The organism is Microcoleus sp. FACHB-SPT15 (assembly GCF_014849525.1).
Lineage (GTDB): Bacteria > Cyanobacteriota > Cyanobacteriia > Cyanobacteriales > Coleofasciculaceae > Symplocastrum > Symplocastrum torsivum.
The window spans coordinates 309,239-322,328 of the sequence record NZ_JACJNU010000062.1 but is presented as its reverse complement, the minus strand read 5'-3'; the positions used below and the strand labels follow the sequence as shown (position 1 = coordinate 322,328).

Below are 13,090 nucleotides of genomic sequence, written 5' to 3'. Positions count from 1 at the left end.
AGCGATCGCACTGCCATGACTCCCCCCTTTGTTAAACGTTATCTCATTGCTCTCGATCAACATAAGTTGATTGCAGTTGCCAGTTTTGCCGTCATTGTTGGGGTATCAGGAGTTGTCGCCATTCAGCCACCTCCCTCGCCTACTTACAAAGCAGAAGGGACTCTCGCGTACAACACGCCAGCCACATCGTTTTCAACAACAGGGGTGCAGATTCAAGAACAGGGGAGACAACTGACACCACAGATTCTCCTGGCAGATAACGTGGTGAATGCGGCGGCAGTGCAGGCACGGGTTAAGCCACAAGACATCATCCGGAAGCTGAAGCTGAAGTTGCCAGAAGAAGGCAAGAAAGATGATGCACCTGTAGCACCTGTCATTGAGATCGAATACATCGCTGATAATCAAACCACAGCAAAAACCGTCTTGGACGTGCTAATGCAGAAGATGGTCGAACAAAGCCGTTTGATCAACTCAGCACGGGTCCGAGCGATTACTGGATCGGTAGAAAAACGCTTACCTGAGGCACAAAAAGCCCTGAGAAACGCTGAACAGCAGCTAGAACGCTATGATCGCACGGAAGGTCCGGCTCTATTTGCTGCCCAAGATGGCACCTTAGTGAAGGAAATTACCGATAGCCAACAACAGCAGCGACAGCTTCAAATCACACTCTCCAGCGTTGATGCACAAATCAACAGTCTAGTCAACAAGCTGGGCTTAACTCCTGACCAAGCCTATACCTCTTCTGCTCTGAGTGCTGACCCAATTATCGCCAAGCTCCGAGCGCAGCTTCTACAAGCAGAGACGCAGCTAGAAATTCTCAGCCGGGATTTGCGCCCCGAACACCCGCAGATGGTTGCCTTACTTAGACAGAAAGAGGCGTATGAAACCCTGCTACGGGAGCGAGCGACTGAAGTCTTAGGAGGTAATGGTGTAGCGGCACCGTTACCCGGTAAAATCCGGCAAGATAGTAGCCTCGACCCAGCACGGCAGCAACTCGCCAATGCACTGAGCGGTTTACAAACCCAGCGAGATGCACTTCAACAGCAACTGCAAGCCACAACGAAAACAGAGCAACAACTCCGAGAACAGTATCAAGGCTTACCGAATAAACAGCTAGAGCGGGGACGACTAGCTCAGCAGGTTCAGCTACAACAGGATTTTTACAACAAGTTGCTGGCGGGACTAGCCGATGCTAAAGCCGCTGAGACGGAGGCAGTCAGTAGTCTCAGTATTGCCCAGGCTCCACAAGTGAGTATTGAGCAAGAGAAAGTAACAAATCCAGCAGTGACGCTAGGAGCAGGTACCTTTATCGCTGTATTAGTTGCTGGTGGGTTAATTCTGCTGCTAGCAACCTTGGATAATACGTTCCATACACCAGAAGAGATACGGCAATCCCTGGTGCAACGTGAAGTCCCCGTACTGGCAGAATTACCCCTTGTAATGTTTCTCGATCCAGAACAGGGTGATGCAGCGATTTTGGCGAAGCCTGATTCTCCGTATTTGGAGTTCTATGAGCGGTTCCGTAGTAACCTGCGGCGTGTTGAAAATAAATCTTTGAGGGTAGTGTTGCTAACCAGTACGGTTGAGCGGGAGGGAAAGTCAGTGAGTGCTTATAATTTAGCGATCGCATCGGCACAAGCGGGTAAGCGCACTCTATTAGTAGAGGCAGATTTGCGATCGCCTTCCCTATCAAAATCCCTCAAAGTCGTCTGTGATCCAAACGCGACAATTGAACCCCTACGCTACTACAGTGCCAAAAGTGACTGTATTCGCTTAGTCCCCAATATTGAGAATCTGTACATTATGCCCAGCCCTGGGTCTCAGCGACAAGCCGCAGCTATCCTTGAATCCAGCGAACTTCAACAGTTTTTAGAAGACGCTCGTGGTCGCTTTGATTTTGTCGTCATCGACACGCCAGCCCTCTCACGCTGCAATGATGCCTTATTAATTGAACCTCTAACTGATGGCATCGTAATCGTTACTCGACCAGGCTACACCCAGGAAAGCATACTTGCTGAAGCTGTTGAGGAATTAACAGAAGCTGAACTCCCCTTGTTGGGAGCCATTATTAACGGTGTAGATAAGCCTGTTCCTCTGACTACTACTAAAGAGAAAGAGATCACAGCAGAGTATCAGGAAACAACCACCATTGAACAAGAAGAACTCGAAAAAGACGATAACATCAAGACCGGAGCAATGCGATTCTGAGCAATCTAATTAGTGGGATTCCAAATGTAATTTCCCTGAGTGTCGATATAACCGTACCTGTCAGCAATCTGTACTGTGGCTAGCCCATTATCGAAGTTGAAAGCCTGATCAAATTTTGGCTCAACTACAATTGAACCGGATTCATCAATGTAACCGTACTTGCCACCAATTACTACTACAGCTAGACCTTCAGAGAAATTTCCCACCTGCTCAAACTTTGGTAAAATAACTGTTGTTCCTTTTGTGTCAATGTATCCCCACTGATTACCAATTTGTACGCCTGCAAAACCGTTGGAGAAATCAAACGCCTTTTCAAACTGTGGCGGAATGATAACTTTACCAGAGTTATCGATGTACCCCCATTGTTTCCCAATTTGTACGGCGGCTAGCTCCTGTGAAAAAATACCTGCCTGATTAAACTGGGGTGAAATAGTCATCTTTCCGGATTGATTGATGTAGCCCCACTTGCCGTTAATCAAGACAGCCGCTAATCCTATACCTGTTGGTGTACCCCCGCTTACACTAAAGCGTAAAGCTTTATCAAATTGTGGCTTGATTACAACTGAGCCAGAAGTATCAATATAACCCCACTTTCCATTAAGCTTGACTGCGGCTAATCCGTTCGAGAACTCCGAGGCATCTTCAAATTGTGGCGATACAACTATGTTGCCTTGAGTGTCGATATAGCCACTCTTTCCACCAATCCCTACCTCCGCTCGTCCTTCAGAAAAGCGATAAGCCCAATCAAACTGCGGCTGGACAATCATCTTTCCTAAGGAATCAATGTAGCCAAATTTGTTGTTAATGACGACAACAGCTAGCCCTTGAGAAAAAGAGGACGCGACATCGAACTTTGGCTCAATTACAACCTTTCCTGTGGAAGCCATATAACCATACAAGCCATTCTGCTGAACTAGAAACAGAGGCTTAGGTTCTTGCGTTTGCTCTAACCCAGAATCTGATAGTTGTAAGAGTGGTTCAGGGATTGTTGAGGCTAAGGCTAACGTTTGTGGGAAAGATGCGATCGCACCAACCAAAGCAACACTCAGTAAACAAGAAATGGAGCTTTCCGTCTTTAGTTTCATTGAAAATTGAGTCTAGTCTAAATGAGTCGTAAAGCGAGATTCCCGACTTGTCAAAGAAGTCGGGAATCTGAACTACTTACTAAAAATTAGCTTCTTACTATATTTAGACAAACGACGAACCGCTTTGTTTTTATAAACATTTAGGAGACTTAGATAATCCTCTACTTTTAGCCAAAAATCAGCGGTGGCTCCGGTATATCCCCGCTCTCGCTGAATAAACTGCCGCCGACAAAAGCTCATTGGATCTGAGTAGGCTTTGGACGTTGACAACATTGGCTTTGGGCCACACCAGTGAATGACAATTGCTTCGTCATCTTGCACGACAGGCCCAGTTTCCTTGACAGGAAAACGCTTTTTCAGTTCCTCCTGCTCAAAATCTGGAACAATTAGTTGCATGTTTGCCTGTCCAAGGCGGATTCTACCTTCATCAGCCGCCCGGAAAAGCATGAAATTCAAGAACCCCATCTCACCATACTTAAAGATTCCGGGATTCTTTTCTGTGAAATCTAGAATTTTACTATATTCGTCCAAACTGAAAATGTCTCTTGTGCCAAAAAAGGTGCCTGTACAAAAATAATCATTTTGATGAGCCTTCCAGTTAAAATCAGGAAAATGTTTTTCTATTTCTGAAACTTCAAAAAAGAACTCAGAAACAAATTCATCAGAATGACCGTAACAAGGACGATCAATAATGACATCAAAATCATTAAAATTCTTATGCCTCAGAACATTTCCCCAAACATTAGTATCAGCGTCTAAAACAAGGAAATGTTTCCAGGGACTTTCCCAAAATGCTATCATCTTAGTCTTTCCCCAGCCAAAACTTCTCTTCCTGAGAAACTCGTTAGTCACTGTATCGTGATTGAGAACACGAACACCATATTCCTTTTCCAAGGAACTGAGAGAAAAGGTTCCATCAACAATCAAACCAATCGGGACATCACCTAAAAAGTGCTTGATACTTGCACAGCAGCCTTTTGCAAATAAATAATCTTGGTAACAACAGGCAATAATGATGCCAAAATCTTCCATAATTGCTTATCCCTGTTTTTGACGTGATAATCTATAGTTTTATAACCTTGGATAGAGGTCTCTTAAAGCGAACTGTGGTAGTTTTTTACCGACTATGGTTGAAGCTCTTGTTATCTTTTGTGTAGCCTCTCGATAGATGTAGTTCTGGTAAGAGCAAAGTGTATCTGTCACTTGAGATGGCGGCTACGTTAACTTGAAAATATAGCTAACTAGTTAAACCTTTCTCATCTGTAGTTTAAGGGGCGTTGTATCTGAATGAACACTTTAACTTGTTGTGGCGAGAGGCAACACTTTTGAGCTAATGAACTACCAGCGCCTAGCAGTACTCTTAACTTGCTATAACCGTAAGCCAAAAACCCTGGCTAGTCTTCAGGCTCTGTTCAACCAGGAACTCAACGCCGAGGTGACGATTGACGTTTATCTAGTGGATGACGGCAGCACCGACGGGACAGCAACAGCCGTGAGTCAAGCCTATCCTCAGGTAAAAATTCTCCAGGGAAATGGCAGTCTGTTTTGGAATGGGGGAATGCGGCAAGCGTTTGCAGAAGCCCTCCAACAAGACTACGACTACTATCTCTGGCTCAATGATGACACCATCCTTTACCCAAACGCCTTAAGCACGCTTCTAGAAACATTTCAGGCGTTGCGTGTTCAGGGTGAGCAACGAGCAATTATTGCTGGCTCGACTTGCGATCCCGATACAAAAGCTCTCACCTACGGTGGTGTAGTGCGTAGGAGTCGCTGGCGACCGATTAAGTTTGACTTGGTAAAACCGGATGAACACGCTCAACCCTGCGACACCGTTAACGGTAACTGTGTTTTTATTCCTAGAGCAGTTGCTCAAGTGGTGGGTAACCTAGACCCAGCCTTCACCCACTACGCCGGAGATTACGATTATGGGTTACGTGCTCAAAAACAAGGATGTACCGTCTGGGTAGCTCCAGGATATGTAGGAACCTGTTCACAAAATTATCAACCTGGTAGTAAGGATAATTCACCCGTGAATCCCGGCGAGAGTTTCAAGAAGATTAGTCAACCCAAGGGTTTATCGGTTAGAGAGCAAATCCTTCATCCACTGGAGGAATGGAAGATTTTTTCCCAAAGACACGCAGGTTTTTTGTGGCCGATTTATTGGTTAATTCCCTATCGGCGATTGCTCTGGACTACACTGCGGCGTAGTCCTCAACGAGATCAAGTGAATGCATGAACGCTTGGTGCGATCGCGAAGTATCCCGTGAGGGTTATCGCGTAGTATCCCGCTCTTGGTTATCGCAAAGCAGCCCACTCTTGATTATCGCCGCTTGCAGAGGTGTTGCACTTTAGAAGGTTTACACTTCCTCTCATATCTCAAGACAAGCAGCTTTTAGGTAGGGTGTTAGTAATACAGGGTAAACTCAATGAACGATATTAATCAGCGGCGTGTTGCTTGGTTAGTTCCTTCGGTAGAACTGGGAGCTTACTGGCAACCTGTTTTAGAAGAGTTCACCAAGGTATTTCCAAACACCATCTTTTACACAGGTCTAGTTTGGCCTGGATTTAATCCTGAACTTCCTGGTGCAAATGTCATTAAATTAGTTGGGGAGATGAAATCCCTAGAACTCACCAAGACAGATGGTTATAGCCGTCGCCTCATGGTGGTTTCTCCCGGTATCGTTAGTCACTTACTTCAGTTCAAGCCTGATGTAATCTTTGCTCAGGCTTACTCCCTGTGGACTTTATTGGCATTGCTGTTAAAGCCGTGGGGAAAGTGGAAATTCATCATCATTTACGATGGTAGTTCCCCAAACTCAGACTTTCGTGATTCAACACTGCGTTCATTCTTCCGACGCGCCATGTCTCGCTACGCTGATGCCTTTGTTGCTAATAGCTACGGTGCCAAAGACTATTTAATTGACGGAGTTGGAGCGAAGCCAGAGAATGTCTTCACCAAAACCTATCTCGTACCCGATGCAGCAACGTTGCAGCAGAGTTTGAAAAATGATGAAATAGCTAAGCTACAGCTCAAGCATCCAGTTTTCCTGTATGTTGGACGAATCACACCCAGAAAGGGACTCAAATCGCTTTTAGAAGCCTGTTCTCTCCTGCAAACTCAAGGATATGAGGACTACTCATTAGTCGTCATCGGCACAGGAGAGCAACGAGAAGAACTGGAGGCGTTTATCAAAGAGCGTCATTTAGAAGCGCGTGTAACATGGGTAGGCTGGGTAGAATATGGGTGTTTGGGTGCTTACTTCCAGCAAGCTGATGTTTTTGTGTTTCCAACCTTTGAAGATATTTGGGGGATGGTAGCACTTGAGGCGATGGTTTTTGGCAAGCCTGTCTTGTGTTCCAAAGGAGCAGGAGCCGCAGAAATGATTGTAGAAGGGGAGAATGGTTATATTTTTGACCCCTATGACCCGGAAGATTTAGCGATCGCAATGCGCCGTTTTCTCGATCATCCAGAACTAATTGATTCTATGGGTAAACAGTCTCAGCAATTGATCAGCAAAAAAAATCCCTCATCCGCTGCCCAATCTTTTGTTGAAGTGATTTCTTATGTTGTGGGAAAGTAAATAATTATTTCCCACTCGATTAATTAGCTTGTTCTACAAGGTTTCAGGAGTAAAGTGTGAGTATCGTTGTTATTACTGGGTCTGCTGGTTTAATTGGTTCTGAGGCAACTGCGTTCTTTGCCCAACAAGGCTTTGATATAGTCGGAATTGACAATGATATGCGTCGCGTATTTTTTGGCGAAGACGCTTCGACGACATGGAACCGACAACGTTTAGAAAAAACGATCAAAAACCAATATTCTCATGTAGATGCAGATATCCGCGATACCGAAACCATTAACAAAATTTTTAAGCAGTACGGTTCAGATATTGCTTTAGTTATCCATACTGCCGCTCAGCCCTCTCATGATTGGGCAGCACGCGACCCAATTATGGATTTTACGGTTAATGCAAACGGAACACTGAATCTTCTACAGGCAACTCGCCAATACGCTCCTGAGTCTCCCTTTATCTTTACCTCTACCAACAAGGTATACGGAGATACACCGAACCATTTACCGTTAGTAGAACTAGACTCTCGCTGGGAAATCGACCCAAATCATACTTATAAATTAGGTATTCGGGAGGACATGTCGATTGATCAGACAACACACAGCTTATTTGGTGTCTCTAAAGTAGCGGCGGATGTACTGGTTCAGGAATACGGTAGATATTTTGGGTTGCGTACAGCTTGCTTTCGAGGTGGGTGTCTTACAGGACCTAATCATTCAGGAACCCAATTGCACGGTTTTTTAGCTTATTTAATGAAGTGTACCGTTACAGAAACGCCCTACACTGTGTATGGTTATAAAGGTAAGCAAGTTCGCGACAATATCCACAGTGCTGACCTAATTCAAGCCTTTTTTGAGTTTTTTAAAGCGCCACGGGTTGCCCAAGTCTATAACACAGGTGGTGGTCGCTACAGTAATTGTTCAATGTTAGAGGCAATAGACATCTGCCAGAAGATAGTAGGAAAGGAACTGAAAGGGATTTACTCTGAACAAAACCGCATTGGAGATCACATCTGGTGGATCAGCGATAACAGTAGGTTCACAGAGCATTATCCGAATTGGAAGTTACAATACAATGTCCCGCAAATTTTGCAGGAAATTTATGAGTTCAATGAAGAACGATGGACTAAAGAGGTACCTTGATGATGATCGACATAGCGAAGCAAGATATTCTTGATGCTAAAGCGAATGCGGTTGTTTCTATTGATGCAGGCAAACACAATGTGCTAGGCGTTCGAGTAGATGCAGTTGATTATGAGGCGGCTGTGAGCAAAATTATTACAGCGGCTCATCAACAAAAGAAACTGTCAGTTTCAGCTCTAGCTGTTCACGGAGTAATGACAGGGGTGCTTGATGAAACTCATCGTTATCGTCTCAATCGGATTGATATAGTTTGTCCAGATGGGCAGCCTGTACGTTGGGCATTAAACTTGCTCTATAAAGTAGGAATTCCCGATCGCGTTACAGGCCCGTTTTTGATGTTGCACGTTTGTGAGCGTGCCGCGAAAGAAGGACTACCAATTTATTTGTACGGTAGTCGTCCTGATGTCCTCGAAAGGCTTACTAAGAATCTTCGCGATCGCTTTCCTCAACTCATTATTGCAGGTTCTCAACCTTCCCGATTTCGGCAAGTTTCCGCTCAAGAAAAACAAGAAATTATTAAAGATATTCGAGATAGCGGTGCTGCAATAACCTTTGTCGGCTTGGGGTGTCCTCGGCAAGAGGTGTGGGCTTATGAATATGCTGACGAGTTATCCATGCCGACATTGGCAGTTGGTGCGGCATTTGATTTCCATGCTGGTAACTTGTCACTAGCGCCAGTCCTTTTGCAGAAGTTGGGACTCGAATGGTTTTATCGGCTGATGCAGGAACCGACACGCCTTTGGAAGCGTTACGTGTTCTTGAATCCGTTGTATGTATCGCTCTTTATCTTGCAATTTTTGAAAATAGTCTATTTTGACCCAACTCGCGCCACCCCTCCAGAGCAGGAAATGCGGTTTGGTTGAATGCTAAGTGATGTTAAAAAGATTGTTCAAAAGCAGCTAACTAAAGTTAGTGTGTCAAAGGCTTATATACATAACTCGTACAGCGTAACAAAACTAAGTATAGCAATCAGCAGTCAGCTTTCAGCAATCAGCTTTGGGTCAAATCGCCTCTAGCTAAGGAACGCTCTTCTCCCGTTAATGCCCTAACATTCGTGGCTACTGCTAGAATACCATTTCACTTTGAATAGCTACACATCGACCCCCACCCCCCTTGTAAAGCAGGGCTAATTTATTGTCGTTAAAGATTGGGGAAGATAGGGGAGATGAGGGAGATGAGCGAGATGGGCGAGTAATTTATACTCGCTTCTGAACCACTGGAATCTCACACTAATTGTTAGTAAAACCAAATAACTTTAGATAATTTCTTTAGCATTAAATAACTATAAAATCATTTTTATATTTAACACCCTTATAAAGTTTTAGCCCCGCAGATAGATGCATTGCATTAGATATGACCTCAAACTATAAAGCAGTTGATAAAACTATATTTTTGAGGAAATAGTCATGGCTAATGAAAAGGGTGTTAATCAAGAAACGCTGCCGAAAAAAGAAGTAGGTGCCGATGTTGATACCTATGACAGAGGTATTGTTCCAGCGGAAACCGCAGCGAGAAAAGAGAGAGAAGGGAGTGAATTTAAAACAAGTATAGACAAATCTGATGAAGCCGCTCCTAGTACAAATGATCAAACGGATTCAGAAAGTATTGATAGCACAGGTGGCTATACAGTAGATAAAGAAGGGCTTGTTAATAACTATGCCATTGAGCCGGAAATGTATGTTAACGAACCCGGAGATTTAAGAGGAAAAGAAGAAGACTTAGAGGCGGAACGGGTTGAGGAATTAGAAGAAGTAAACCAAGACAAGGATGGTGACCTTACTGTTGACGGTGATCAGCGTGGTAGAGGCCCAGGAATGGTTTAGTCTTAGCTGCTTTGCCTTTCATCAGTCAAGGAACTTCTAGAAAGAAACTATCATCAATTTGCGATCGCAAGGGCACGAAATCTCGTGCCCTTTTTCTTGCTCGTGTTAGCCTCTGTTTCCCGTTACAATAACTTGGCATTGCAGCAAGTTGAGGGCAAAGTAGGATGGCTCAGGCTCATATTGGAATTATCGGCGGTAGTGGGCTTTACAAAATGGAAGCCCTTAAAGATGTGGAAGAGGTGCAGATTGAGACACCGTTTGGTTCTCCCTCCGATGCCTTAATCGTGGGAACACTAGACGGAACATCAGTCGCATTCCTCGCCCGTCACGGTCGCAATCATCATCTCACACCCTCTGAATTACCCTTCCGGGCAAACATCCATGCGATGAAGCAGTTGGGTGTAGAGTATCTAATTTCAGCTTCAGCCGTTGGTTCCCTTAAGGAAGAAGCAAAACCTTTGGATATGGTAGTACCCGACCAATTTATTGATCGGACAAAGAATCGGGTTTCTACCTTTTTTGGAGAAGGAATTGTTGCTCACATTGCTTTCGCTGACCCAGTATGCAATAACTTGGCAGGAGTTGTTGCAGATGCGGTGGCTAGCTTAGAGTTACCTGATGTTACCTTGCATCGTGGTGGTACTTATGTCTGCATGGAGGGGCCAGCCTTTTCTACCAAAGCTGAATCCCATCTTTACCGGAGTTGGGGTGCAACAGTGATTGGAATGACGAATTTACCAGAGGCAAAACTGGCACGGGAAGCAGAAATTTCCTATGCAACATTAGCGCTGGTGACGGATTACGATTGCTGGCATCCAGACCATGACAGTGTAACGGTAGATATGGTGATTGCCAATCTGCACCGTAATGCAACTAATGCTCAGAAAGTGATTCAAGAAACCGTGCGACGTTTAGCTGACAATCCGCCCGTATCAGAAGCTCATTCAGCGTTGAAGTTCGCGATTTTGACGCAATTGGATAAGGTTCCGGCGGCAACGAAGGAGAAGTTGGGGTTGTTGTTGCAGAAGTATCTCTAAAAGAATCTCCTTAATGGCAAACTCCCCTCGCTTTTAAACGAGAGGAGTTTAAAACCAACTTGCAAAAGCAATTTAAGCTTTTAGTTCAGTGCTTACTTGACCACATTTTGCAGATCCAGCACTGGACCTTGAGCCATAACCTTTTTGACATGATCAGCTAACCGGATCGACATAGCAACTATAGTCAAGTTCGGATTGGCAAAGCTTCCTGTGGGGAAGACTGAGCTACCAGCCATGAACAAGTTTGAGACACCGTGAACCTGACAATTTGGATCAACAACGCCTTGTTTGGGGTCAACGTGCATCCGTGTCGTGCCCATGTGGTGGTGAGTACTGAGGGTGATAGGTACAGGCGAACCCTTATCACGAGCAATCTTAAAGGTTCCTAGTCCAGCACGAGCAATTTCTTCAGCAAAAATTTCTTGGGCACGCTTGATGCTATTGAGGTCGGTGTCAGTCCAGCGCCAGTATAGTTTGACTTTACGACAACCCAACCGATCTAGCTCAGTACCAAGGGTAACTCGATTATCTGGATCAGGAGCCTGTTCGGTTTGATGAGCAACCTCAAATACCCCAAATGTTTTCTCTGGATGAGGAAGATCAGACCAACCACCTAAGTCAAAGCCATAACCAGGCGCATCAAACAAGGACAGAAGCCAACCTAAACGGGGTTTTTTCCGCCATTCAAAGAACAGAAGATCGTCAAGCCCAGTTATCATCTTGCCTAGATGCTTGAAAAGATCATGAGGAATTTTCTTTTGTCGGGCTGCTTCCAGTAAAGCTTGAGCAGAACTTACAGCCTCTGATCTGTAATTTTTGCCATTCGGGAAAATTGCACGTAGAAGATTTATCTTGTGGCGGTTAGTTCTTGGAAACAGTGCAGCAGTGATGTTCAGCAATTTCTCACGGCGCAGGACTTCATCAGTTAGAGAAAGTTTTCCAATTACTGATGTGCCTTTCAACTCCCGCAGATCATACAAGGCTGTGGAATTAAAGATTTTTGGGCTTGAGGGATAAAGGAAACCACCACGAACCATTGGATGATCCATCAAAAACCGTCCAACCAAATCGTGCTGGTTGCCTAATCCATTCTTTTGAACCTTGTCTGAGAGCAGTAACAAACGTGCGTTTTCAATACCGCCCATCGATAGAATAAACTGCTTGGCAGAAACCCAAAACTGAGTGCCTTGTAGGCAGGCAACTCGCACCCGCTTTACGGTTTTAGCCTCGTCATCTGTTTCCAACTCTACCGCCGTAGAGTGAAGATATATAGTGATGTTGCTAGCTTGCTCCAGTTCTCTGCGGTAGTCATCGGGATAAATATCACGAGGACCACACTGGAACATCTTGGTGGTTATCCGATTTCCTGTAAATGGCAGGCGAGGCGAATTTTCATCCTCCCAATCCTCTGGAGCGTAGGCGTAGGGGCCCAGTTGACAGAAAGTCTGAGCACGCTCATAAAACGGATCGAGATGAGATTTATCAAAAGGCCAACCACTATAGGGTACGCCCTCCCGCTTTTCAAAATCGATTGAATCTAGAGGGACATACCTGACACCACGCCGATTGCCACCAATTTTAATATTCCAAGGGTAAGAGGTACCACCAAATTGGCGGTGACGCATATGGATTGCTCCAGGATATTGGTCACCAACGGTGTTACCCTCTGCTGCTGCCAAAGACTGGATTTCTGCATCCGGCTTAAGTCCACCGGTTTCTAGTAAGCAGACTCGAAAGTTCTGCCCCATCAATTCACGCGCCACAGCTATTCCTGCTGGCCCTGCTCCAACAATGCAAACGTCAGTTTCAATCGTTTGATCTGTGGGCAATGTACGTGCATCAATTAGCATAAAGAAGTTACCTCAGTTATTATTTTTTAGACATCTTTGAGCAGGGGAAAGGCACGCTGCTTTATCTAGGTTTTGAGTAAGCAAGAGCTAATGTCAGGTCTAGCTGAGCGGCAGCAAGCAATCTTTTTAGCTAACGGTTATAGATGCGCTTTAAATTCAATTTCCACTAGTTTTTATGTTTTAGAACTCAGTGAAATCACTGAACTTTAAATCTAGTCACCTACTCTAATATTTGGTTTCCAGATTATTAAGAAAATGTGTACTTGAATCTAACCCTTTCTACTTAGCTACAGGGGTTAATATAGCTGTGATTTTTTGTTGACCACTGATTTGTTCAGTGTGTTCTTGCAATTCAATAATAATAGAGTTG

The 13,090-nt window shown here is 44.7% G+C and carries 10 protein-coding genes; 7 read left to right on the top strand and 3 right to left on the bottom strand.

Annotation, left to right across the window (positions count from 1 at the left end):
* Positions 1-15 precede the first annotated feature (15 nt).
* Positions 16-2,208, top strand: a complete 2,193-nt coding sequence (locus H6F98_RS25820; RefSeq protein WP_192221572.1) for a P-loop NTPase — start codon at positions 16-18, stop codon at positions 2,206-2,208.
* A gap of 5 nt (positions 2,209-2,213) precedes the next feature.
* On the opposite strand, the gene H6F98_RS25815 is transcribed toward H6F98_RS25820, so the two are convergent.
* Both H6F98_RS25815 and H6F98_RS25810 read right to left on the bottom strand, forming a co-directional pair.
* Entirely contained in the window at positions 2,214-3,293 is a 1,080-nt protein-coding gene (locus H6F98_RS25815; protein ID WP_192221571.1) for a WG repeat-containing protein, read from the bottom strand.
* A gap of 72 nt (positions 3,294-3,365) precedes the next feature.
* Positions 3,366-4,325, bottom strand: a complete 960-nt coding sequence (locus tag H6F98_RS25810) for a hypothetical protein (protein WP_192221570.1) — start codon at positions 4,323-4,325, stop codon at positions 3,366-3,368.
* Positions 4,326-4,626: 301 nt separating this feature from the next.
* On the opposite strand from H6F98_RS25810, the gene H6F98_RS25805 reads away from it, so the two are divergent.
* The 6 genes from H6F98_RS25805 (at position 4,627) to H6F98_RS25780 (ending at position 10,870) form a co-directional block, all read left to right on the top strand.
* Positions 4,627-5,532: a glycosyltransferase family 2 protein gene (locus tag H6F98_RS25805; protein ID WP_192221569.1), complete on the top strand. Its 906-nt coding sequence runs from the start codon at positions 4,627-4,629 to the stop codon at positions 5,530-5,532.
* A 190-nt stretch (positions 5,533-5,722) separates the two neighbouring features.
* Entirely contained in the window at positions 5,723-6,877 is a 1,155-nt protein-coding gene (locus H6F98_RS25800; protein ID WP_192221568.1) for a glycosyltransferase family 4 protein, read from the top strand.
* Positions 6,878-6,933: 56 nt separating this feature from the next.
* Positions 6,934-8,010: an NAD-dependent epimerase/dehydratase family protein gene (locus H6F98_RS25795; protein ID WP_192221567.1), complete on the top strand. Its 1,077-nt coding sequence runs from the start codon at positions 6,934-6,936 to the stop codon at positions 8,008-8,010.
* On the top strand, positions 8,010-8,873 hold the full coding sequence (locus tag H6F98_RS25790; protein WP_242058696.1) for a WecB/TagA/CpsF family glycosyltransferase: 864 nt from the start codon (positions 8,010-8,012) through the stop codon (positions 8,871-8,873). Before H6F98_RS25795 ends, H6F98_RS25790 begins: the two co-directional genes overlap by 1 nt.
* A gap of 543 nt (positions 8,874-9,416) precedes the next feature.
* Positions 9,417-9,833: a hypothetical protein gene (locus tag H6F98_RS25785; RefSeq protein WP_192221566.1), complete on the top strand. Its 417-nt coding sequence runs from the start codon at positions 9,417-9,419 to the stop codon at positions 9,831-9,833.
* A 164-nt stretch (positions 9,834-9,997) separates the two neighbouring features.
* On the top strand, positions 9,998-10,870 hold the full coding sequence (locus H6F98_RS25780) for an S-methyl-5'-thioadenosine phosphorylase (protein WP_192221565.1): 873 nt from the start codon (positions 9,998-10,000) through the stop codon (positions 10,868-10,870).
* A gap of 92 nt (positions 10,871-10,962) precedes the next feature.
* Here H6F98_RS25780 and H6F98_RS25775 read toward each other — a convergent pair whose 3' ends face one another.
* Complete coding sequence (locus H6F98_RS25775) at positions 10,963-12,720, bottom strand: GMC oxidoreductase (protein ID WP_192221564.1); 1,758 nt, start codon at positions 12,718-12,720, stop codon at positions 10,963-10,965.
* Between the last annotated feature and the right edge of the window lie 370 nt (positions 12,721-13,090).

What these genes read in the sequence shown, in the direction of transcription:
- H6F98_RS25820 (WP_192221572.1), top strand. Translation starts at nt 16, where the DNA reads ATGACTCCCCCCTTTGTTAAACGTTATCTCATTGCTCTCGATCAACAT.
- H6F98_RS25805 (WP_192221569.1), top strand. Translation starts at nt 4,627, where the DNA reads ATGAACTACCAGCGCCTAGCAGTACTCTTAACTTGCTATAACCGTAAG.
- H6F98_RS25785 (WP_192221566.1), top strand. Translation starts at nt 9,417, where the DNA reads ATGGCTAATGAAAAGGGTGTTAATCAAGAAACGCTGCCGAAAAAAGAA.
- H6F98_RS25810 (WP_192221570.1), bottom strand. Translation starts at nt 4,325, where the DNA reads ATGGAAGATTTTGGCATCATTATTGCCTGTTGTTACCAAGATTATTTA.
- H6F98_RS25800 (WP_192221568.1), top strand. Translation starts at nt 5,723, where the DNA reads ATGAACGATATTAATCAGCGGCGTGTTGCTTGGTTAGTTCCTTCGGTA.
- H6F98_RS25815 (WP_192221571.1), bottom strand. Translation starts at nt 3,293, where the DNA reads ATGAAACTAAAGACGGAAAGCTCCATTTCTTGTTTACTGAGTGTTGCT.
- H6F98_RS25780 (WP_192221565.1), top strand. Translation starts at nt 9,998, where the DNA reads ATGGCTCAGGCTCATATTGGAATTATCGGCGGTAGTGGGCTTTACAAA.
- H6F98_RS25775 (WP_192221564.1), bottom strand. Translation starts at nt 12,720, where the DNA reads ATGCTAATTGATGCACGTACATTGCCCACAGATCAAACGATTGAAACT.
- H6F98_RS25790 (WP_242058696.1), top strand. Translation starts at nt 8,010, where the DNA reads ATGATGATCGACATAGCGAAGCAAGATATTCTTGATGCTAAAGCGAAT.